Origin of the sequence: Enterobacter sp. ECC-249 (genome assembly GCF_043965265.1) — a bacterium.
GTDB classification, from domain to species: Bacteria; Pseudomonadota; Gammaproteobacteria; order Enterobacterales; family Enterobacteriaceae; genus Enterobacter; species Enterobacter quasiroggenkampii.
Window position 1 is genome coordinate 1,506,628 of record NZ_CP143660.1, and the last position, 20,823, is coordinate 1,527,450.

Sequence of the window (20,823 nt, forward strand, 5' to 3'; positions counted from 1 at the left end):
ACCTTTTAAGATGGCGCAAATGCAACGATTTGTGTCAATCTTAACGGATCGTTTACGGTGAAGGTGGAAACATGGACGAGCTTTACATCCTTGGCTGTTTATTCCTGGTTTTTGCGCTGCTGGTTGCGCCCGTGCTTGCGGTTATCGGGTTTAATCGAAGTACGGCAGCGCGGCAGGAGATTGCCCGGCTGCGCCAGCGCATAGAGGCGCTTGAGCAGCGCGGCGTACCCGAGAATGCGCCGGAACCGGTGCAGACCGCCGCGCCGGTGCCTGTAACCGCGCCGGTGGTAGAGGACGCCCCCGCGCCTGTCGACCCCTGGCGCCCCGATATTCCCGCTGCGGTGGCAGAACCCGCTCCGGCCCCGGCGCCAGCGGCAAAACAGCCTTCAGCCTTTGGCGGCATCCTGACGTCGCTGGCGCGCTGGTTCATGCAGGGTAATCCCCTGGCGAAGCTTGGGATCCTGCTGCTCTTCCTCGGTCTTTCATTCCTGCTGCGCTATACCGTCGAGCATTCCCTGTTCCCGCTTGAACTGCGCCTCGTGGCAACCGCGCTGTTTGCCATTGTTTTGCTGGCAGTCGGGTGGCGGCTGAGGCACAGGCAGCGCGTCTATGCGCTGATCCTCCAGGGCGGCGCGACGGGCGTGCTCTACCTGACGGTGTTTGGCGCCTTCCGGCTCTGGCAAATGCTGCCGATGACGCTGGCCTTTGCGCTGCTGGTGGTGATTTGCGCGGCAAGCGTCGGGCTGGCGGTGCTGCAGAAGGCGCTGAGCCTTGCCATGCTGGCGAGCCTGGGCGGCTATCTTGCGCCGCTGCTCTTGTCTACCGGGGGCGGCAGCTTTGTCGCGCTGTTCTCTTTCTATCTCCTGCTGTCCATCGGCATTCTCGCTATCAGCATCTGGCAGCACTGGCGCGAGCTGAATCTGCTTGGGCTGCTGTTCACCTTCGGCGTGGGCGGCCTGTGGGGGCTGAATGACTACCAGCCTGAAGATTATTGGATCTGCCAGCTGTTCCTGATTGCCAATACGCTGATATTCGGCGTGCTGAGCGTGGCGCTGTCGCTGCGGGCGCAGGAGAAAGGGAAGCAGATTATTGACGGCGTGCTGCTGTTTGCCCCGCCGCTTATCGGCTTCGGGATGCAGTACGGCATGACACGGCACTGGGAATATGGCCCGGCGCTGAGCGCGCTGGGCTACGGCGCATTTTATCTCACCCTCGCGTACCTCGCGCTGCGGCGCTATCCCTCCCTCGGACGGCCGCTGGTCATGGCGGCGCTTGCGATCGGCGGCGGGTTTGCCACGCTCGCCATTCCGCTGGCGCTGTCGGCGCGCTGGACGGCAATGGCCTGGGCGCTGGAGGGGCTGGGTATCCTCTGGCTGGGCGTGCAGCAGCAGCAGCGGCGGATGAGCTATAGCGGGACGGCGCTGATGGTGCTGGCGCTCGGCAGCGCGCTGTGGGCGCAAACCAACGGCGTTACGTCGCTGAGCCTGCTGCTGATCTTCGCCATCCTCAGCCTTTGCTGGCTGGCTGCGGCCTGGCTGTGGCGGACTCTCTTCCTGCCGGTCAGCTGGGCGCTGCTGGCAGGCGGGCTGCTGTTCTGGCTCGTGGCGCTATTGGGCGCATCGCGGCTGGCATTGACGAAGGAATTACCGATTCTGGCGGGCGTGCTGGCGCTGACGGCGGCGTCGGCCTGGGGCTGGCGGCAGGTGGCCGCTCGTCTGGCGTGGCGGGAGCTGGATGCCAGCAAATGGCTGCTCTGGCCGGTTATGCTGCTGATGGTGGGGTATCAGCTCTGGCACCAGCAGATCGTTTCCGCCGGCTGGTCAAACCTGGCCTGGTGCGTTGCGCTTCCTGCCGCGCTGATGCTGCTGCGGCGCGACGGTGAAAGACTCCTGCCGCGCATCGCGATGGGGCTGCATCTGTCGCTGTTCTGGATGATTTTACTGGCGCTGGCCGCCGAGCTTTACTGGTTTGCCCGGTCTCTGCCGTGGGGAATGGCGGCCTGGGGCAGCGGTTTAGCGATGGCAGCAGGTGGCGGGGTGATTATGGCGCTCTCTACAGCCGTACGGCGTCGCGTATGGCCGTTCCGGGAGTGGCCTGCGCTCTACGCCTGCCTGGCACCGATTCCCGTAGTCGTGGCGCTGCTGGTATTGCTGGTGGTGACCAATTTTCAGGACGGCGTGGTCTATCGTCAGACCTGGCTGCCGCTGGTGAACCCGCTTGAGGAAGGTGCCGCGTTCGCGTTGCTGGGGCTGGTAGTCTTTTATCGGGCAGTGGATCGTTACTATCCGGAGTGGCTCTTGCAGGCCCGCCCGTGGCCTGCCGTCGCGCTTATGGCGTTTGGCTTCTGGTGGCTAAACGGCGCGCTGATGCGCGCCCTGGCCTGGTACGGCGACGTGGCCTGGAATATGGCATCGCTGTGGGATTCGCGGCTTATCCAGACCAGCTTTGCCCTGTTCTGGATGCTGAGCGCGCTGGTAGTCATGATCCATGCCACCCGTCGGGCTTCCCGGCAGGAGTGGCTCTGCGGCGCCGCGCTGCTGGGTGTGGTAATGGTTAAACTGATGCTGGTGGACAGCGCGGGCGGAGGCGGTTTGTCGCGCGCGGTGGCGTTTATCGGCGTGGCGATACTGGTTCTGATCGTGGGGTATTTCTCACCGCTACCGCCCAAAACAGGAGATGAGAAATGAAATGGATGAAAGCGGTAGCCTGTACCGCGCTGCTGGCGCTTTCCGGCCCGGCGTTCTGCGACGAGGGACAAACGGAATCGCCCCGGGACTATGCCTTTGGTCTTTCACTCGATACGTCCGTTCCTTCCCGGTGGTATCGGATGATGCTGCCGCTCGCCATCTATGAGCAAAGCACGTCGCCGGATCTGCGTGATGTTCGCGTCTTTAACCAGTCGGGCGAGACGGTTCCCTTCAGCCTGGTCAGCGCGACGCGTCCGCAGGCGCCAGTGCAATCCACGGCGCTGCGCCTCTTCCCGCTGGACGCCTCACCGCTTGCGGCTTCGCGAGGATCCGGTGATAGCGATAAGATCCTGCTCCGCTCCGCAAACGGCGTTGAGATTGTGCTGGAGGGGCAAAAAGCCGCCGCAGCCGGGCAACATTATCTGCTGACCTTGCCGGAGCAGGCTACGGGGGAGATGGCCATATCCCAGCTGCAGCTGCTCTGGAATACCCCGCAGACGCCGTGGCAGGGAACGGCGTCGGTCTATTACAGCGAAGATCTTAAGCGCTGGTATACCCTGCGCGAAGATATGCCGCTGCTGGACGTCGCCAGCGGTAAGGATCGCCTTAAGCTCGATCGGATCGATACCGATACGGTTTTATCTCCCGATGCGAATCGCTATCTCATGGTGGTGCTGAATGCGCAGAGCCAGGGAATAACCTTGACCGGCGTAAACGCAATCAGCGCACCTGCCCAGGCGGCCCCGGAAGCGGTCAATCTTGAAGGGAAAGGGGAGCAGCTATCGACAAGCGAAGCGCAGTGGCACTGGGCGCGCCAGCAGCCGCTGAGTGCTGTCAGCATCTCACTGAATGGCGATGGCGTCCTTCCCGTGGAGATCGCGTGGCGGAGTACGGAAAAAGACGCTTGGCATCCCCTGAAGAAAGAGGTTCTTTACCGTCTTGATGGAAAAACGTCGCCACCGGTTTCGCTTAACGGGGGCCTGGTGCAGGCCGTAAAAATCACGACGCTGAATGCGCGTCTGCCAGAATACCTGCCGGGCGTCACGGGACATCGCGACCGTTATGACCTGGTGTTCAACGCGCAGGGGAAAGCGCCGTACTTGCTCGCCTGGGGCAACGGCGCCGCAAAGCCAGCACAGGTGGAGCCTGATATGCTGATCCCAGCCGATCTGCGCAAGACCTATGATATGGCGAACCTGCCGCAGGCCGACATTGTGGATGATGTTGCGTTAGGCGGCGAGGGGCGTCTGACCGCCACCTCTGCGGCCGATCGGGCGAGCTGGATGAACGCCCTGCTGGTGTGGGGCGTGCTGATTGCGGGCGTGATTCTGCTGGCGGGCATGGCCTGGCGCATCTGGCGGGAAACGCAGCGTAAGGCATAAAAAAAGGCCCGCATAAGCGGGCCTTTCTCGTAAACCGTGCCGATTACAGGCTGGATACGTTCTCAGACAGGTATTTAGCCACGCCGTCTGGAGAAGCAGCCATACCTTCTTTACCTTTTTCCCACTGAGCCGGGCACACTTCGCCGTGCTCTTCGTGGAACTGCAGCGCGTCAACCATACGCAGCATTTCGTCGATGTTACGACCCAGCGGCAGATCGTTCACAACCTGGTGACGAACGATGCCGTTCGCGTCGATCAGGAAGGAACCGCGCAGCGCAACGCCAGCGTCCGGATGTTCGATACCGTAAGCCTGCTGGATTTCGCGTTTGATGTCCGCAACCATTGCGTATTTCACCGCACCGATGCCGCCTTTGTCGACAGGGGTGTTACGCCATGCGTTGTGTACAAATTCAGAGTCGAAGGAGACGCCAACAACTTCCACGCCACGCTTCTGGAATTCTTCATAACGTTTGTCGAATGCGATCAGCTCAGACGGGCAAACGAAAGTGAAGTCCATTGGCCAGAAGAACAGAACGGTCGCTTTACCGTTGGTGTGCTGTTTGAAGTTGAAGTTTTCAACGATTTCACCGTTGCCCAGAACTGCTGCAGCTGTAAAATCCGGAGCCGGACGAGTTACCAGAACCATATGATTCTCCTGTAGATACTAAGGTTATTTGGAACGCAACGCGAGCCAGTATAGAGAGTGTTCATGGATAAGACAAAGAGGTGGTGACAATCGTTCCGCCAGCTTTTACCTATCAATGTCATTTTTATACACAAAATCATTCAAGTTGCATCAAGGCGGCAAGGCTGGGAATCCCCGGGAGCTTACTTAAGTAAGTGACCGGGGTGAGCAGACGTAGCCAACGCAGAGGCAGCTTGAAGGATGACGTGTATTCAAAGTTGTTTGTTTTTCGCCTGTACCATCATGCGCGGGTAAAACTGCCAGAAACGCGTTTCCAGCGCATCGTAATGTTCATCCAGGTCATACCATGAATCCCGCAGCGCATCCAGGCGCGGGCGACGGCTCGCCATCCCGTTCAGCACGTTCTGGATGAAGTCCATCTCGCGATAGCGCTCCAGCCAGCGTTCCGACCACAGATAGTTATTGAGATTCACAAAGCGCGGAGGAGAGTCGGGCAGAATGATCGACACCTGCTGGTGGGCATAGCGCACAAACGCCGGCAAGGGCATCTCCGGCGACAGCTGTTCCCAGTGGCGCGACAGGAAATGATCCCACATGACGTCGAGCGTGATTGGCGCAACGCGGCGCGTTTCAGGGCGGAACCACGCTTTGGCTTCCGTCACTTCCGGCAGCTTATCCGTCAGCACGTCGATGCGGCGGTGCATAAAAATCCCGTCGACGACCTCAGGGGAATAGTCCTCTGCGGGGTTGCCGCGTACGAAATCGGCCAGCAAATTGCCGGACAGGGAGCTTTCAGCGAGGTGCGCGAGATGCAGGTGAGCGAGAAAATTCATGCGTTTTATTTGTCCGGGGGCGGCTAGTTGTTGCAGCAAAAGGGTGTGAGCACTAGACTATGCCGCCTGTTTTTAAGTCACGAGTATACGTCATGCGCGTCGCCGATTTCTCCTTTGAACTACCTGAATCCCTGATTGCTCACTATCCCATGCCTGAGCGCAGCAGCTGTCGCTTACTGTCACTGGATGGGCCAACGGGCGAGCTGACGCACGGTACTTTCACCGATTTGCTCGACAAGCTCAACCCTGGCGATCTGCTGGTCTTTAACAATACCCGCGTGATCCCGGCGCGCCTGTTCGGCCGTAAAGCCAGCGGCGGCAAGATTGAAGTGCTGGTCGAACGTATGCTCGATGATAAACGTATTCTGGCACATATTCGTGCTTCTAAGGCGCCGAAGCCGGGCGCTGAACTGCTGCTGGGCGATGATGAGAGCATCAAGGCGACCATGACCGCGCGCCACGATGCGCTGTTTGAGGTGGAGTTCAACGACGAGCGTACGGTGCTCGATATCCTGAACGCCATCGGCCACATGCCGCTGCCGCCGTACATTGAGCGTCCGGACGAAGAGGCCGACCGCGAGCTGTATCAGACCGTCTACAGCCAGAAGCCGGGTGCCGTCGCTGCGCCAACCGCGGGCCTGCATTTTGATGAGCCGCTGCTGGAAAAACTGCGTGCGAAGGGCGTTGAGATGGCGTTCGTGACGCTGCACGTCGGCGCGGGAACCTTCCAGCCGGTGCGCGTGGACAGCATTGAAGATCACATCATGCACTCTGAGTATGCCGAAGTGCCTCAGGACGTGGTGGACGCAGTGCTGGCGGCGAAGGCGCGCGGTAGCCGCGTCGTTGCTGTCGGTACGACATCGGTACGCTCACTCGAGAGCGCCGCGCAGGCGGCGAAAAACGGTCTTATCGAGCCATTCTTTGGCGATACGCAGATCTTTATCTACCCGGGCTACCAGTACAAAGTGATTGACGCGCTGGTGACCAACTTCCATCTGCCTGAATCGACGCTGATTATGCTGGTTTCCGCATTCGCGGGTTATCAGCATACGATGAATGCTTACAAGTCTGCGGTAGAACAAAAATATCGCTTTTTTAGCTACGGGGACGCGATGTTTATCACGTACAATCCGCTGGCTTTGAATGAGCGTGTCGGGGAATAAGTCCGCGGCACCGTTTTACAACGTTGGACTGTTTTTCTGACGTCGGAGAAAAAATGAAATTTGAACTCGATACCACCGACGGTCGCGCGCGTCGCGGTCGCCTGGTGTTTGATCGCGGCGTGGTGGAAACCCCCGCGTTTATGCCTGTGGGCACGTACGGCACCGTCAAAGGGATGACGCCGGAAGAAGTTGAAGCCACCGGCGCGCAGATTATCCTCGGCAACACCTTCCACCTGTGGCTGCGTCCGGGTCAGGAGATCATGAAGCTCCACGGCGACCTGCACGATTTCATGCAGTGGAAAGGTCCAATCCTGACCGACTCAGGCGGCTTCCAGGTTTTCAGCCTGGGCGATATCCGCAAGATCACCGAGCAGGGCGTTCACTTCCGTAACCCGATCAATGGCGATCCGATTTTCCTCGATCCAGAAAAATCGATGGAGATTCAGTACGATCTCGGCTCTGACATCGTGATGATCTTCGACGAGTGTACGCCGTACCCGGCCGACTGGGATTACGCTAAGCGTTCCATGGAGATGTCTCTGCGCTGGGCGAAGCGTAGCCGTGACCGTTTTGACTCCCTGAATAACAAAAATGCGCTGTTCGGCATTATCCAGGGCAGTGTTTACGAAGATTTACGCGATATCTCTGTTAAAGGTCTGGTAGAGATAGGTTTTGATGGCTACGCTGTCGGCGGTTTGGCTGTGGGTGAGCCGAAGGAAGACATGCATCGCATTCTGGAGCATGTTTGCCCGCAAATCCCGGCGGATAAACCACGATACCTGATGGGCGTGGGTAAACCAGAAGATCTGGTTGAAGGCGTACGCCGCGGCATTGATATGTTCGACTGCGTCATGCCAACCCGCAACGCGCGTAACGGTCATTTGTTCGTTACCGATGGCGTGGTGAAAATCCGTAACGCGAAGCATAAGAGTGACACCAGCCCGCTCGATTCCGAGTGCGATTGCTATACCTGTCGCAATTATTCTCGCGCGTATCTGCATCATCTCGATCGTTGTAACGAGATTTTGGGCGCGCGTCTCAATACCATTCATAATCTTCGTTATTATCAGCGCTTAATGGCTGGTTTACGTAAGGCTATCGAAGAGGGTAAATTAGAGAGCTTCGTGACCGATTTTTACCAACGTCAGGGGCGGGATGTTCCACCGTTGAACGTTGATTAATTTTATAATGAGGGAATTTGAATGAGCTTTTTTATTTCTGATGCGGTAGCGGCAACAGGTGCTCCAGCGCAGGGCAGCCCGATGTCTCTGATTCTGATGCTGGTTGTGTTCGGTCTGATCTTCTACTTCATGATCCTGCGTCCACAGCAGAAGCGCACCAAAGAGCACAAGAACCTGATGAACTCCATTGCGAAAGGCGATGAAGTGCTGACTAACGGTGGTCTGGTCGGTCGCGTAACCAAAGTGGCTGAAAACGGCTACATTGCTATCGCCCTGAACGACACCACTGAAGTGGTCATCAAACGTGACTTCGTAGCTGCCGTTCTGCCGAAAGGCACCATGAAGGCGCTGTAATCCCAACTTTTCCCAAAGGGAACTGCCGTGTTAAACCGTTATCCTTTGTGGAAGTACATCATGCTGGTCGTCGTGATTCTCGTCGGCCTGCTGTACGCGCTTCCCAACCTGTATGGTGAGGATCCGGCTGTTCAAATCACTGGCGCGCGCGGTGTCGCCGCCAGTGAGCAAACGCTGATCCAGGTCCAGAAAACGTTACAAGAAGAAAAAATTACCGCTAAGTCTGTGGCTCTGGAAGAGGGTGCAATTCTTGCTCGCTTCGACACCACCGACACGCAGCTCCGCGCTCGCGAAGCGCTGATGGGCGTGCTGGGTGACAAATACGTCGTGGCGCTTAACCTTGCCCCTGCAACCCCGCGTTGGCTGGCTGCGATGAAAGCAGAGCCAATGAAACTCGGTCTTGACCTGCGTGGCGGCGTTCACTTCCTGATGGAAGTGGATATGGATACCGCGCTCGGCAAGCTGCAGGAACAGAATATCGACAGCCTGCGCAGCGATCTGCGTGATAAAGGCATCGCTTACACCACCGTGCGTAAAGAAGATAACTACGGCATGAGCATCACGTTCCGCGACAGTGCGGCGCGCGATCAGGCTGTAGATTACCTGACCCAACGTCACCGTGACCTGGTGATCTCCTCGCAGGGCAGCAACCAGCTGCGCGCGGTGATGACCGATGCGCGCCTTAAAGAAGCGCGTGAATATGCCGTTCAGCAGAACATCAACATTCTGCGTAACCGTGTAAACCAACTGGGCGTGGCTGAGCCGCTGGTACAGCGTCAGGGTGCTGACCGTATCGTGGTTGAACTGCCGGGTATCCAGGACACTGCGCGTGCGAAAGAGATTCTGGGTGCGACCGCAACCCTGGAATTCCGTCTGGTGAACTCCAACGTCGATCAGTCCGCTGCCGCAGCAGGGCGTATTCCGGGTGACTCCGAAGTGAAACAGACCCGCGAAGGTCAGCCAGTTGTGCTGTACAAACGCGTGATTCTGACCGGTGATCACATCACCGACTCCACGTCGAGCCAGGACGAATACAACCAGCCGCAGGTTAACATCTCGCTGGATAGCGCGGGTGGTAACATCATGTCTAACTTCACCAAGGACAACATCGGCAAGCCGATGGCAACCCTGTTCGTGGAGTACAAAGACAGCGGTAAGAAAGATGCAAACGGTCGTGCGGTGCTGGTGAAAGAGGAAGAGGTGATTAACATCGCCAACATCCAGTCTCGTCTGGGTAACAGCTTCCGTATTACCGGTATCAACAACCCGAACGAAGCGCGTCAGCTCTCCTTGCTGCTGCGTGCCGGTGCGCTGATTGCGCCAATTCAGATTGTTGAAGAACGTACCATTGGTCCAACGCTGGGTATGCAAAACATTCAGCAGGGCCTGGAAGCGTGTCTGGCCGGTCTGGTGGTCTCTATCCTCTTCATGATCTTCTTCTATAAGAAGTTTGGTCTGATTGCGACCTCCGCGCTGATCGCCAACCTGGTGCTGATTATCGGCATTATGTCCCTGCTGCCGGGGGCGACGCTGACCATGCCGGGGATTGCGGGTATCGTTCTGACCCTTGCGGTGGCGGTCGACGCCAACGTACTGATTAACGAACGTATCAAAGAAGAGTTGAGTAACGGTCGCTCTGTCCAGCAGGCGATTGACGAAGGCTATAAAGGCGCGTTCAGCTCCATCTTCGATGCGAACGTAACAACACTGATTAAGGTTCTTATCCTGTATGCAGTGGGTACTGGCGCTATCAAAGGCTTTGCGATTACAACCGGTATCGGTGTCGCAACGTCAATGTTTACCGCTATTGTCGGCACCCGTGCCATCGTGAACCTGCTGTACGGCGGCAAGCGCGTCAAAAAGCTGTCTATCTGAGGAGTGCGTTGTGGCACAGGAATATACTGTTGAACAATTGAACCACGGCCGTAAAGTCTGGGACTTTATGCGCTGGGACTACTGGGCCTTCGGCATTTCAGGTTTCCTGCTGATTCTGTCCATCGTCATTATGGGCGTGAAAGGCTTTAACTGGGGGCTCGATTTTACCGGTGGTACGGTCATCGAGATCTCCCTGGAAAAACCGGTTGATATGGACCAGATGCGCGAATCGCTGCAGAAAGCGGGCTTTGAAGAGCCGCTGCTGCAGAACTTCGGCAGCAGCCGTGACATCATGGTGCGTATGCCGCCGGTGCACGATGCCAACGGCAGCCAGGAGCTGGGCAGTAAGGTTGTTAGCGTGATTAACGAAACAACCAGCCAGAACGCGGCTGTTAAGCGTATTGAGTTCGTCGGCCCAAGCGTGGGTGCTGACCTGGCGCAGACCGGTGCCATGGCGCTGTTGGTGGCGCTGATCTCCATCCTGGTGTACGTCGGTTTCCGCTTTGAGTGGCGACTGGCGGCCGGTGTGGTTATCGCCCTGGCGCACGACGTGGTGATCACCATGGGCATACTGTCGCTGTTCCACATTGAGATTGACCTGACGATCGTGGCATCCCTGATGTCCGTTATCGGTTACTCACTGAACGACAGTATCGTGGTATCTGACCGTATTCGTGAAAACTTCCGTAAGATCCGTCGCGGTACGCCGTACGAAATCTTTAACGTGTCGTTGACCCAGACGCTGCACCGTACCTTGATCACCTCCGGTACCACTTTGATGGTGATCCTGATGCTGTTCCTCTTCGGTGGTCCGGTACTGGAAGGCTTCTCGCTGACAATGCTGATCGGTGTCACCATCGGTACGGCGTCGTCTATCTACGTCGCGTCCGCACTGGCACTGAAACTCGGCATGAAGCGCGAGCACCTGCTCCAGCAGAAAGTTGAGAAAGAAGGGGCGGATCAGCCGTCCATTCTGCCGTAAGGCGACTTTTAGCGCGTTATCGAAATCCCGGTCGGTTGACCGGGATTTTTTTTATCTGCTCCTGACAGTATGCTGTCAGGAGCCCTGTCGTAGACTCCTTCTGAACCCAAACAACAGGCAGGAGGATGTATGAAAAGCGTCATTAACTGGTTTGAAATTCCGGTCTCGGATATGGATCGCGCCATCAAATTTTATGAGCCGGTGATGCAGCTCGCGCTGCGTCGCGAGAAAATGGACTGTGCGGAGCTGGCGGTTTTCCCGCATGAGGATCCGGCTACCGGCGGGGCGCTGGCAAAATTTGACGGCGTTACACCGTCTTTGCAGGGCGCTATTATTTACCTGCATACTGACAATCTGGCGGCCACGCTCGATCGCATCGCCTCTGCGGGCGGCGAATGCGTTTTTGGCCCACTGGAACTGCCGCATGGCATTGGCACTATCGCATTGTTTACCGACAGCGAAGGTAACCGCGTCGGCCTCCATCAACCTGCCTGAGAGCGGCCTAAGATATGACCCGACGCGCTGACCGTTTGTTTCAGATTGTGCAGATCCTGCGGGGCAGGCGTCTGACAACGGCAGCGCATCTGGCGGACCGGCTGGGCGTGTCCGAGCGCACGGTCTATCGCGATATCCGTGACCTGTCGCTTTCCGGCGTACCGGTGGAAGGTGAGGCGGGGAGCGGATATCGACTGATGTCGGGTTTTGACCTGCCGCCGCTGATGCTGACAAATAAGGAGTCAGAGGCGCTGATCGTCGCGATTCGCCTGCTCAAAACCTGGGGAGGGGAATCGCTGTCGCGCGAGCTGGAGTCGGCGCAGGAAAAGGTGCTGGCTATCCTGCCCGAGGAGAGTCGTCGAAAGGCGGAGCAGACGCGGATCTACGCCCCGGACTTTTGCATGCAAAGCCACTCCCGCAGTGATTTTGACATGATTCATCAGGCGATTTCCGCCCAGCGCGTGCTGGCGCTGCATTACCGCGATGAAGCCGGACAGCTCTCAAAGCGCGAGGTTCAGCCGCTGGGTTTGTTCTTCTGGGGGGAGCGCTGGCTGCTGGCGGCGTGGTGCGAAAGGCGCGATGACTATCGCTGTTTCAGGCTCGACCGGTGCCTCAATATTGTCCAGACGGAGAGGCGGTTTAGTGAGAGTGCGGACAGGTCTTTGGCGGATTTTTTGCGGAAGGTTAAGCAATAAAAAGCCAGCTCTTGAGCTGGCTTTTTTGCCCGGCGGCGCTGCGCTTGCACGGGCCTACAGTTTTTGTAGGCCGGGTAAGGCGTAGCCGCCACCCGGCACCAACCACAAGGTTAGAAGTTATAACCTACAACCAGGTAGCCACCCCAACCGGTAGAACGGACGCTGAAGTCGCCGTTGCCGAAGTTCAGGCTCGCGTCGTCGTTCCACTGACCACCGTTGTGCCAGTAACGCGCAACTACAGAGTAGTGCCAGTGATCGTAGTTCAGCGCCAGGATGTGGCTGGAGGCGATGGAGTCGTTGGTGCGCGCTTTCTTACCGTTCAGGTCGCGGAAGTCGTTGTCGCCCAGATCTGAACCCCAGTCAAAGTTGGTGAAGCCGATATAGCTCAGGTTGCCGCCCCACAGCTGGGTAATTGGCACAAAGTATTTAACTTTGAAACGGTAGCCATCCCACTCGTTTTCGTTCGCGGCACCGTAGTTTTGCCACTGGTACTTAGCATACACGTTCAGAGACAGGCTCATTGGCAGGCCGGTATCGATGTCCGTCCCCAGACCCATGTACCAGGTGCTCTGGCGACCGGACTTGTTGCGGCCCATGTCGTAGATGTAGTTGTTTGCGAAGTACCACTCTTTGAACGGACCAAACGCCAGGCTGGTACCGGTCAGTTTATCAATAGAGAAGCGTGGTTCAATTTCCATGAACAGTGGGGAACCGTGGTTCCAGATACCTTTCGCGTCGGTGTTACCACCAAAGAAGACCGGTGCATCCATATAGCCATAGAAATCAAACCAGTCTTTCTTGGCGAACGCTTCGTATTCCAGGTAGGTATCGTTGCGGATCTGTGGTCCGAAACGGGTGTGGTAGCTGCCGACCACGTTAACGCTCTGGTGCCACCAGTCGGAGAGGTATTGAGGTTTATCGTTTTCCGCTGCGTTAACAGTGAAAGAGGAAGAAAGTGCCAGCACGGCGCCAGCTGCGAGTAATGTTTTTTTCATAATCATGCCACTGATTGAAATTCCCTTCCGGGAGTGAAAAATGCGCGAATTGCGTTTCTAAATATTTCGTGTTTCTGCGGTGCCTATTATAGGAATCCCTGCTCACAAAAATATGTGTTGTTTCACATATCTCTCACACGCGTAATCGATTGCGTTCACGTTTGCGTACTTTAAACGGGCGGGATTGTAGCGGCAATCATTTATGTTGCCAATCCATACGAAATGTAAATGTTAGCGGAGTGACATTGCACTCCGCCAGAAGAGGGGTTACTGCGCGGCGGGTTGGATATCGTGAATGCGGATAAAACCTAACCGATCGGGAGTGAGTCCGTTAAGCTGCAGCGGGATGTCAACGTCGCCTGGAGCCAGCACGCTGGCCGGTGCGGTGAACAGCTGACTGTTAACATTCACCTCCTGGTAGCTCTCAGTAGTGCCCTGGATCTGCCCCCATTCGACTGTACCGCTGAAGGCTGGCAACGGATCGTTGGACTCGCCCTGAATGCGCAATGTTGCGCGAGTACCATCTGCATTCGCCGCCACATTCACCAGAGACATTTTTAGCGTGCCGATCTGACTATTGAGACGCGCAGGGGTATTCGCCCCCGGCAGCAGATAAACCCCGCTGCTGGATTTGGCATTCAGCGCGTTTTGCTGGGTGATCTTCACCGTTTCTTTGTTCAGTTTGTCCATCGCCGTGTTCAGCGTATTCACGCTCTGTTTCATCTGGCGGACTTCGTTTTGCTGTGCACAGGCGCTAAGGGTGAAGAGGCTCCCCACCAGCAAAATTTTCAGGTAACGTCTTGTCATTGCGTTTATTTCCTTGAAATAACGGATCGCCTTAATGGTAGCCAGCATCATCGCGTCAGACATAGATCCTTTGTCTCAAAAAGCTCTTCCTTTGTTGTCAGGCCAGATCAGGGTAAAATGAAAATTAGTTAACCACATAACAGGGATACCGTATGCATTGCCCATTCTGCTCCGCTGTGGATACCAAAGTCATCGACTCTCGTCTTGTGGGCGAAGGGTCATCCGTACGCCGTCGTCGGCAGTGTCTGGTGTGCAACGAGCGTTTCACGACCTTTGAGGTTGCAGAGCTGGTAATGCCGCGCGTGGTAAAAAGCAACGACGTGCGCGAGCCGTTTAACGAAGAGAAACTGCGCAGCGGGATGCTGAAGGCTCTGGAAAAACGTCCCGTCAGCGCAGACGACGTGGAGATGGCGTTAAACCACATAAAATCTTATCTTCGTGGTTTGGGTGAGCGTGAGGTGCCGAGCAAAATGATCGGCAATCTGGTGATGGAGCAGCTGAAAAAGCTCGATAAGGTCGCCTATATCCGCTTCGCCTCGGTCTACCGCAGCTTCGAAGACATCAAAGAGTTTGGCGAAGAGATCGCCCGCTTACAGGATTAAGCTCATGCAGGATGAGATTTACATGGCGCGAGCCATGAAGCTGGCGCAGCGCGGTCGTTTTACTACCCATCCCAACCCGAACGTTGGGTGCGTTATCGTTAAAGATGGCGAGATCGTGGGGGAGGGTTTTCACTATCGCGCCGGCGAGCCGCATGCCGAGGTTCATGCTCTGCGCATGGCCGGTGAGAAGGCGCGCGGTGCCACAGCCTACGTCACGCTGGAACCCTGCAGCCATCACGGGCGTACGCCGCCGTGCTGCGAAGCGCTGATCGCGGCAGGCGTTTCACGCGTGGTCGCATCGATGCAGGACCCGAACCCGCAGGTGGCCGGACGCGGTCTGTATCGCCTGCAGCAGGAAGGCATTGACGTCAGCCACGGCCTGATGATGCAGGATGCGGAAGCGATCAACAAAGGCTTTCTGAAGCGCATGCGCACGGGGTTCCCCTATATCCAGCTTAAGCTGGGCGCCTCGCTGGACGGTCGTACTGCGATGGCAAACGGCGAGAGTCAGTGGATCACGTCGCCACAGGCAAGGCGCGATGTGCAACGTCTGCGCGCGCAAAGCCATGCTATCCTCACCAGCAGTGAAACCGTTCTGGCTGACGATCCGGCCATGACCGTGCGCTGGGACGAGCTGAATGCCGATACTCAGGCGATGTACCCGCAGGAGAACCTGCGTCAGCCGCTGCGTATTGTCATTGATAGCCAGAACCGCGTGACGCCGGAGCACCGCATCGTCCAGCAGCCGGGTGAGACCTGGATTGCCCGCACCAGAGAAGATACGCGCGAATGGCCGGAAGGCGTGCGCAGCATAATGGTGCCGGAGCATAACGGCCATCTGGATCTGGTAGTGCTGATGATGCTGCTCGGCAAGCAGCAGGTGAACAGCATCTGGGTCGAAGCGGGGCCAACGCTCGCCGGTGCGCTCTTACAGGCCGGACTGGTGGATGAGCTGCTTGTTTACGTTGCGCCTAAACTGGTAGGTCACGACGCGCGCGGTCTGTTTGTGCTGCCCGGCCTTGAAAAACTGGCCGATGCACCACAACTCAAATTTAGCGAGATTCGTCCGGTAGGTCCGGATGTCTGCCTCCACTTAACGACAGCGTAATTGCTCCCGAAATAGGGAAGCAGTGCGCAAAGTATTATGATAAAATCCGCCCCCCTGCGGGGCCAAATGAACCCGTAAAGGAAGAGTATGAACATTATTGAAGCTGCTGTAGCTACCCCGGACGCTCGCGTCGCCATCACCATTGCGCGTTTCAACAACTTCATCAACGACAGCCTGCTGGAAGGTGCGATTGACGCCCTGAAACGTATCGGCCAGGTTAAAGATGACAACATTACCGTTGTTTGGGTTCCAGGCGCTTACGAACTGCCACTGGCGGCAGGCGCGCTGGCGAAAACCGGTAAATACGACGCGGTGATTGCGCTGGGTACCGTTATTCGTGGCGGCACTGCGCACTTCGAATACGTTGCGGGCGGTGCAAGCAACGGTCTGGCACACGTTGCGCAGGATGCTGAAATTCCTGTCGCGTTCGGCGTGCTGACTACCGAAAGTATTGAACAAGCCATCGAACGTGCTGGCACCAAAGCCGGTAACAAAGGTGCAGAAGCTGCACTGACCGCGCTTGAAATGATCAATGTATTGAAAGCCATCAAGGCCTGATTTTTTGTAAGGGGAATTCCGTGAAACCTGCTGCTCGTCGCCGCGCCCGTGAATGTGCCGTCCAGGCACTTTACTCCTGGCAGTTGTCCCAGAACGACATCGCTGATGTCGAATACCAGTTCCTGTCAGAACAGGACGTAAAAGACGTTGACGTTCTGTACTTCCGCGAACTGCTGTCGGGAGTGGCGACTAATAGCGCGTATCTCGATGGCCTGATGAAGCCATACCTGTCCCGTCTGCTCGAAGAGCTGGGCCAGGTGGAAAAAGCAGTGTTGCGTATCGCGCTGTTTGAGCTGTCTAAACGTGATGATGTGCCGTATAAAGTGGCCATCAACGAAGCGATCGAGCTGGCGAAAACCTTCGGCGCTGAAGATAGCCACAAGTTTGTAAACGGCGTACTTGATAAAGCAGCACCTGCGATCCGTCCCCACAAAAAGTGATCCGCAAACCGGAGTCCTGCATTGCCTGACGGGCAGTGCGGCTCCGGTTTTTTCTTTTATTTGCTGAGGCATAACGTATGGCATGCGGCGAATTCTCCCTGATTGCCCGTTATTTCGACCGTGTCAGAACCTCTCGTCTGGATGTTGAAACCGGCATTGGCGATGACTGTGCACTTCTCAATATTCCCGAAAAACAGACGCTGGCAATCAGCACCGACACTCTGGTGTGCGGTCGTCATTTCTTACCGGATATCGATCCTGCCGATCTGGCTTATAAGGCGCTGGCGGTTAACGTCAGCGACCTGGCGGCGATGGGGGCCGACCCTGCCTGGCTGACGCTGGCTTTGACCCTGCCAGAGGTGGATGAAGCCTGGCTGGAAGCCTTTAGCGATGCGCTGTTTGAGCAGCTTAGCTACTACGATATGCAGCTGATTGGCGGTGATACCACCGCCGGGCCGCTGTCGATGACGCTGGCGATTCACGGCTATGTGCCGCTTGGCCGCGCGCTGAAGCGCTCAGGCGCAAAACCCGGTGACTGGATTTACGTGACCGGTACGCCGGGCGACAGCGCCGCAGGGCTGGCGATCCTCCAGGAACGCTTAACCGTGAAGGATGCCGACGATGCGGCGTATCTGGTGAAACGCCATCTGCGCCCGACGCCGCGTATTCTGCACGGTCAGGCGCTGCGCGAGCGGGCCAGCTCGGCTATCGATCTCTCTGACGGGCTGATCTCGGACCTCGGGCATATCCTGAAGGCCAGCGGCGTAGGCGCGCGCGTTGACCTGGATCTCTTCCCTCTGTCTGAGCAACTGCTTCGCCATGTCGAACCTGAGCAGGCGCTGCGCTGGGCGCTGTCCGGTGGGGAAGACTACGAACTGTGCTTCACGGTGCCTGAGCTCAACCGTGGAACGCTGGACGTGGCGTTAGCGCATCTCGGCGCGAAATTTACCTGCATCGGTCAGATCATGCCGGAGAGTGAAGGGCTGAAGTTTGTGAAAGACGGTGCGCCGGTTACGCTGGACTGGAAAGGGTACGATCACTTCGCGTGATGTTGTGCGCTCTGTATTGCCGGGTGGCGGCTCCGCCTTACCCGGCCTACAAAAGATGGGCTTATTTAAATCCTACCACCGGATGCTGCTGATACGGCGTCTCCAGCTCGGCAACCTGCTCCGGCGTCAGCGTGATATCCACCGCATTCAGCAGCTCATCCAGCTGTTCTTCCCGCGACGTTCCAATAATCGGTGCCGCAACGCCGCGCTTGCCCAGCAGCCACGCCAGTGCTACCTGGGCGCGGGTTGCGCCGGTATCGTCGGCAATTCCGGCTAAGCGTTCGGCAATCAATGCATCGCTGGCTTCCGTTCCGCTATAAAGATTTTTTCCAACTTCATCCGATACCAGGCGAGCCGTGGTTTCTCCCCACGGACGGGTCAGGCGGCCGCGCGCGAGCGGGCTCCACGGGATCACTGCCACGCCCTCCTGATGGCACAGCGGCAACATCTCGCGCTCTTCTTCACGATAGATCAAGTTGTAGTGATCCTGCATGGTGACGAAGCGCGCCCAGCCGTGCTGCACCTGGAGATCCAGCGCCTGAGCAAATTGCGACGCGTGCATAGACGACGCGCCGATGTAGCGTGCTTTACCGGCTTTGACCACGTCATTCAGCGCTTCAAGCGTCTCCTCGACTGGCGTGTTGTAATCCCAGCGGTGAATTTGCAGCAGGTCGACGTAATCCATGTTCAGGCGTCTGAGGCTGTCATCAATTGAGCGCAGGATCTGCGCGCGAGAAAGGCCCTCAGCCAGGTCGCCTACCGGATAATAGACCTTGGTGGCGACGACAACGTCATCACGACGGGCAAAATCGCGTAGGGCGCGACCAACAATCTCCTCGCTGCTGCCGTCGGAGTAGCTGTTGGCGGTGTCAAAGAAGTTAATGCCGCCCTCAATGGCGCGTTTGATTATCGGACGGCTGCTCTCTTCCGGCAGCGTCCACGCGTGGTTTCCCCGATCGGGTTCGCCAAAGGTCATGCATCCCAGACAAAGTCGGGAAACCTTAAGGTCCGTTTTTCCTAATGTTGTGTAATGCACGGTTCCGCTCCTGCTGTTTAAACAATACGTTTAAGCATAGCAGGAGCGGAAAAGGGGGGAGGGATCAGTCCAGCCAGGCGCGGATTTTGGCTTCTATACCAGCGGCGTCCAGGCCAATAGCCGCACGGGCTTCATCCTGGGTACCCTGAGGAATGAAATGATCCGGCAGGCCGAGATTCAGCACCGGCACGGCTTTACGATTTGCCATCAGCACCTCGTTAACGCCGCTGCCCGCGCCGCCCATGATGGCGTTTTCTTCCAGCGTGACCAGCACGTCATGCGTCTCAGCCATGCTCAGGATCAGGGATTCGTCGAGCGGCTTCACAAAGCGCATGTCCACCAGGGTGGCATTCAGCGCTTCAGCCGCTTTCGCCGCCTCTGGCATCAGCGTGCCGAAGTTCAGGATCGCCACTTTTTCACCGCGACGCTTCACCAGACCTTTACCGATCGGCAGTTTTTCCAGCGGCTGGAGCTCAACGCCTACCGCATTGCCGCGCGGGTAGCGAACCGCGCTTGGACCATCCTGATAGTGGTAGCCGGTAAACAGCATCTGACGACATTCATTTTCGTCGCTTGGCGTCATGACGACCATATCCGGAATACAGCGCAGGAATGACAGGTCAAACGCGCCCTGGTGCGTCTGACCGTCGGCACCGACGATGCCCGCACGATCGATAGCAAACAGTACCGGCAGCTTCTGAATCGCCACGTCGTGGATCACCTGATCGTAGGCGCGCTGCAGGAAGGTGGAATAGATAGCGACAACCGGCTTGTAGCCGCCAATGGCCAGGCCCGCTGCAAACGTCACCGCATGCTGCTCGGCTATGGCAACGTCAAAATACTGGTCAGGGTATTTTCTGGAGAACTCCACCATGCCGGAGCCTTCGCGCATGGCCGGGGTGATCGCCATCAGCTTGTTATCTTTCGCGGCGGTTTCGCACAGCCAGTCGCCGAAGATTTTGGAATAGCTCGGCATGCCGCCGCTGCTTTTTGGCAGACAGCCGCTGGACGGGTCGAATTTCGGCACCGCGTGGAAGGTGATCGGATCTTTTTCCGCCGGTTCGTAGCCACGCCCTTTTTTGGTCATGATGTGCAGGAACTGCGGGCCTTTCAGGTCGCGCATGTTCTTGAGCGTGGTCACCAGGCCCAGCACGTCGTGGCCGTCCACCGGGCCAATATAGTTAAAGCCCAGCTCTTCAAACAGGGTGCCCGGCACGACCATGCCTTTGATGTGCTCTTCGGTGCGCTTGAGCAGCTCTTTAATCGGCGGTACGCCAGAGAAGACTTTCTTGCCGCCTTCACGCAGCGAGGAGTAAAGCTTGCCGGAGAGCAGCTGCGCCAGATGGTTGTTTAGAGCGCCGACGTTTTCGGAAATCGACATTTCGTTATCGTTAAGAACAACCAGCATGTCAGGCTTGATGTCGCCCGCGTGGTTCATGGCCTCAAAGGCCATACCGGCAGTGATAGCGCCGTCGCCAATCACGCAGACGGTGCGGCGCTGCTTGTTCTCTTTTTCGGCGGCAACGGCAATACCGATGCCCGCAGAAATGGAGGTGGAGGAGTGGCCGACGCTCAGCACGTCATATTCGCTCTCACCGCGCCACGGGAATGGGTGCAGGCCGCCTTTCTGACGAATGGTGCCAATTTTATCGCGACGTCCAGTCAGAATTTTGTGCGGATACGCCTGGTGTCCCACGTCCCAGATAAGCTGATCGAACGGCGTGTTATAGACGTAGTGCAGCGCCACGGTCAGCTCTACCGTGCCAAGCCCGGAGGCGAAATGGCCGCTGGAGCGGCTTACGCTGTCGAGCAGGTAGCGACGCAGCTCGTCGCACAGCTTCGGCAGGCTCTCTTTCGGCAACAGACGTAACTCCTGGGTGGAGTCAACTAACGCCAGTGTCGGGTATTTGGCAATATCAAAACTCATCAAAGGCT

Annotated in this window: 20 protein-coding genes; 14 read left to right on the top strand and 6 right to left on the bottom strand. The window is 57.3% G+C overall.

The annotated features are described in order from the left end of the window. The first annotated feature begins 71 nt into the window (after positions 1 to 71). Entirely contained in the window at positions 72 to 2,687 is a 2,616-nt protein-coding gene (locus V1587_RS07195) for a DUF2339 domain-containing protein (protein WP_371898742.1), read from the top strand. Beyond that, positions 2,684 to 4,069 carry a DUF3999 domain-containing protein gene (locus V1587_RS07200; protein WP_371898743.1) on the top strand — a complete coding sequence of 462 codons (1,386 nt, stop codon included), beginning with the start codon at positions 2,684 to 2,686 and terminating at the stop codon, positions 4,067 to 4,069. The genes V1587_RS07195 and V1587_RS07200 overlap by 4 nt, the downstream gene beginning before the upstream one ends. 43 nt (positions 4,070 to 4,112) lie before the next feature. Here the strand turns inward: V1587_RS07200 and V1587_RS07205 are convergent, their stop codons facing one another. Next, positions 4,113 to 4,715: a peroxiredoxin gene (locus V1587_RS07205; protein ID WP_008503347.1), complete on the bottom strand. Its 603-nt coding sequence runs from the start codon at positions 4,713 to 4,715 to the stop codon at positions 4,113 to 4,115. A gap of 251 nt (positions 4,716 to 4,966) precedes the next feature. Next, positions 4,967 to 5,548 (bottom strand): ACP phosphodiesterase, encoded by a 582-nt coding sequence (gene acpH / locus V1587_RS07210; RefSeq protein ID WP_371898744.1) that lies wholly within the window; start codon positions 5,546 to 5,548, stop codon positions 4,967 to 4,969. A 92-nt stretch (positions 5,549 to 5,640) separates the two neighbouring features. Between acpH and queA the strand changes: the two genes are divergently transcribed. From queA to V1587_RS07245, 7 genes are all read left to right on the top strand, one after another. Next, the gene (queA, locus tag V1587_RS07215; protein WP_148769542.1) at positions 5,641 to 6,711 is read left to right on the top strand and encodes a tRNA preQ1(34) S-adenosylmethionine ribosyltransferase-isomerase QueA; all 1,071 of its coding nucleotides are present in this window, start codon (positions 5,641 to 5,643) and stop codon (positions 6,709 to 6,711) included. 53 nt (positions 6,712 to 6,764) lie between these two features. Then, the gene (gene tgt / locus V1587_RS07220) at positions 6,765 to 7,892 is read left to right on the top strand and encodes a tRNA guanosine(34) transglycosylase Tgt (RefSeq protein ID WP_371898745.1); all 1,128 of its coding nucleotides are present in this window, start codon (positions 6,765 to 6,767) and stop codon (positions 7,890 to 7,892) included. A gap of 21 nt (positions 7,893 to 7,913) precedes the next feature. After that, complete coding sequence (gene yajC, locus V1587_RS07225) at positions 7,914 to 8,246, top strand: preprotein translocase subunit YajC (protein WP_003859109.1); 333 nt, start codon at positions 7,914 to 7,916, stop codon at positions 8,244 to 8,246. Positions 8,247 to 8,273: 27 nt separating this feature from the next. After that, a complete protein-coding gene (secD, locus tag V1587_RS07230) occupies positions 8,274 to 10,121 on the top strand; it encodes a protein translocase subunit SecD (RefSeq protein WP_371898746.1) in 1,848 nt (615 codons plus the stop codon). Positions 10,122 to 10,131: 10 nt separating this feature from the next. Continuing rightward, a complete protein-coding gene (secF, locus tag V1587_RS07235) occupies positions 10,132 to 11,103 on the top strand; it encodes a protein translocase subunit SecF (RefSeq protein WP_008503342.1) in 972 nt (323 codons plus the stop codon). A 129-nt stretch (positions 11,104 to 11,232) separates the two neighbouring features. Continuing rightward, positions 11,233 to 11,598: a VOC family protein gene (locus V1587_RS07240; RefSeq protein ID WP_008503341.1), complete on the top strand. Its 366-nt coding sequence runs from the start codon at positions 11,233 to 11,235 to the stop codon at positions 11,596 to 11,598. A gap of 14 nt (positions 11,599 to 11,612) precedes the next feature. After that, positions 11,613 to 12,293, top strand: coding sequence for a YafY family protein (locus V1587_RS07245; RefSeq protein ID WP_047061231.1), 681 nt, complete (start codon positions 11,613 to 11,615; stop codon positions 12,291 to 12,293). A 110-nt stretch (positions 12,294 to 12,403) separates the two neighbouring features. Here V1587_RS07245 and V1587_RS07250 read toward each other — a convergent pair whose 3' ends face one another. Together V1587_RS07250 and V1587_RS07255 are read right to left on the bottom strand one after the other, a co-directional pair. After that, entirely contained in the window at positions 12,404 to 13,288 is an 885-nt protein-coding gene (locus V1587_RS07250; RefSeq protein WP_025756198.1) for a nucleoside-specific channel-forming protein Tsx, read from the bottom strand. Positions 13,289 to 13,555: 267 nt separating this feature from the next. After that, on the bottom strand, positions 13,556 to 14,095 hold the full coding sequence (locus V1587_RS07255; protein WP_371898747.1) for a DUF3251 domain-containing protein: 540 nt from the start codon (positions 14,093 to 14,095) through the stop codon (positions 13,556 to 13,558). Between the two features lie 152 nt (positions 14,096 to 14,247). Between V1587_RS07255 and nrdR the strand changes: the two genes are divergently transcribed. The 5 genes from nrdR to thiL all read left to right on the top strand — a co-directional run bounded on the left by nrdR (position 14,248) and on the right by thiL (position 17,852). Next, positions 14,248 to 14,697 (top strand): transcriptional regulator NrdR, encoded by a 450-nt coding sequence (gene nrdR, locus V1587_RS07260; RefSeq protein ID WP_008503337.1) that lies wholly within the window; start codon positions 14,248 to 14,250, stop codon positions 14,695 to 14,697. Positions 14,698 to 14,701: 4 nt separating this feature from the next. Next, positions 14,702 to 15,805, top strand: a complete 1,104-nt coding sequence (ribD, locus tag V1587_RS07265; RefSeq protein ID WP_395314547.1) for a bifunctional diaminohydroxyphosphoribosylaminopyrimidine deaminase/5-amino-6-(5-phosphoribosylamino)uracil reductase RibD — start codon at positions 14,702 to 14,704, stop codon at positions 15,803 to 15,805. 87 nt (positions 15,806 to 15,892) lie between these two features. Beyond that, on the top strand, positions 15,893 to 16,363 hold the full coding sequence (gene ribE / locus V1587_RS07270; RefSeq protein WP_006176874.1) for a 6,7-dimethyl-8-ribityllumazine synthase: 471 nt from the start codon (positions 15,893 to 15,895) through the stop codon (positions 16,361 to 16,363). Between the two features lie 20 nt (positions 16,364 to 16,383). Beyond that, a complete protein-coding gene (nusB, locus tag V1587_RS07275) occupies positions 16,384 to 16,803 on the top strand; it encodes a transcription antitermination factor NusB (protein WP_006809908.1) in 420 nt (139 codons plus the stop codon). Positions 16,804 to 16,880: 77 nt separating this feature from the next. Further along, the gene (thiL, locus tag V1587_RS07280) at positions 16,881 to 17,852 is read left to right on the top strand and encodes a thiamine-phosphate kinase (protein WP_371898749.1); all 972 of its coding nucleotides are present in this window, start codon (positions 16,881 to 16,883) and stop codon (positions 17,850 to 17,852) included. A gap of 61 nt (positions 17,853 to 17,913) precedes the next feature. Here the strand turns inward: thiL and V1587_RS07285 are convergent, their stop codons facing one another. Together V1587_RS07285 and dxs are read right to left on the bottom strand one after the other, a co-directional pair. Then, a complete protein-coding gene (locus V1587_RS07285; RefSeq protein ID WP_371898750.1) occupies positions 17,914 to 18,888 on the bottom strand; it encodes an aldo/keto reductase in 975 nt (324 codons plus the stop codon). A gap of 64 nt (positions 18,889 to 18,952) precedes the next feature. Beyond that, complete coding sequence (gene dxs / locus V1587_RS07290) at positions 18,953 to 20,815, bottom strand: 1-deoxy-D-xylulose-5-phosphate synthase (protein ID WP_371898751.1); 1,863 nt, start codon at positions 20,813 to 20,815, stop codon at positions 18,953 to 18,955. Between the last annotated feature and the right edge of the window lie 8 nt (positions 20,816 to 20,823).

Bases quoted from the DNA above. Each gene is read 5' to 3' on its own strand.
- thiL (WP_371898749.1), top strand. From the start codon at position 16,881: ATGGCATGCGGCGAATTCTCCCTGATTGCCCGTTATTTCGACCGTGTC.
- V1587_RS07245 (WP_047061231.1), top strand. From the start codon at position 11,613: ATGACCCGACGCGCTGACCGTTTGTTTCAGATTGTGCAGATCCTGCGG.
- ribE (WP_006176874.1), top strand. From the start codon at position 15,893: ATGAACATTATTGAAGCTGCTGTAGCTACCCCGGACGCTCGCGTCGCC.
- V1587_RS07205 (WP_008503347.1), bottom strand. From the start codon at position 4,715: ATGGTTCTGGTAACTCGTCCGGCTCCGGATTTTACAGCTGCAGCAGTT.
- dxs (WP_371898751.1), bottom strand. From the start codon at position 20,815: ATGAGTTTTGATATTGCCAAATACCCGACACTGGCGTTAGTTGACTCC.
- V1587_RS07240 (WP_008503341.1), top strand. From the start codon at position 11,233: ATGAAAAGCGTCATTAACTGGTTTGAAATTCCGGTCTCGGATATGGAT.
- V1587_RS07255 (WP_371898747.1), bottom strand. From the start codon at position 14,095: ATGACAAGACGTTACCTGAAAATTTTGCTGGTGGGGAGCCTCTTCACC.
- V1587_RS07250 (WP_025756198.1), bottom strand. From the start codon at position 13,288: ATGAAAAAAACATTACTCGCAGCTGGCGCCGTGCTGGCACTTTCTTCC.
- tgt (WP_371898745.1), top strand. From the start codon at position 6,765: ATGAAATTTGAACTCGATACCACCGACGGTCGCGCGCGTCGCGGTCGC.
- V1587_RS07200 (WP_371898743.1), top strand. From the start codon at position 2,684: ATGAAATGGATGAAAGCGGTAGCCTGTACCGCGCTGCTGGCGCTTTCC.
- ribD (WP_395314547.1), top strand. From the start codon at position 14,702: ATGCAGGATGAGATTTACATGGCGCGAGCCATGAAGCTGGCGCAGCGC.
- yajC (WP_003859109.1), top strand. From the start codon at position 7,914: ATGAGCTTTTTTATTTCTGATGCGGTAGCGGCAACAGGTGCTCCAGCG.
- queA (WP_148769542.1), top strand. From the start codon at position 5,641: ATGCGCGTCGCCGATTTCTCCTTTGAACTACCTGAATCCCTGATTGCT.
- V1587_RS07195 (WP_371898742.1), top strand. From the start codon at position 72: ATGGACGAGCTTTACATCCTTGGCTGTTTATTCCTGGTTTTTGCGCTG.
- acpH (WP_371898744.1), bottom strand. From the start codon at position 5,548: ATGAATTTTCTCGCTCACCTGCATCTCGCGCACCTCGCTGAAAGCTCC.
- nrdR (WP_008503337.1), top strand. From the start codon at position 14,248: ATGCATTGCCCATTCTGCTCCGCTGTGGATACCAAAGTCATCGACTCT.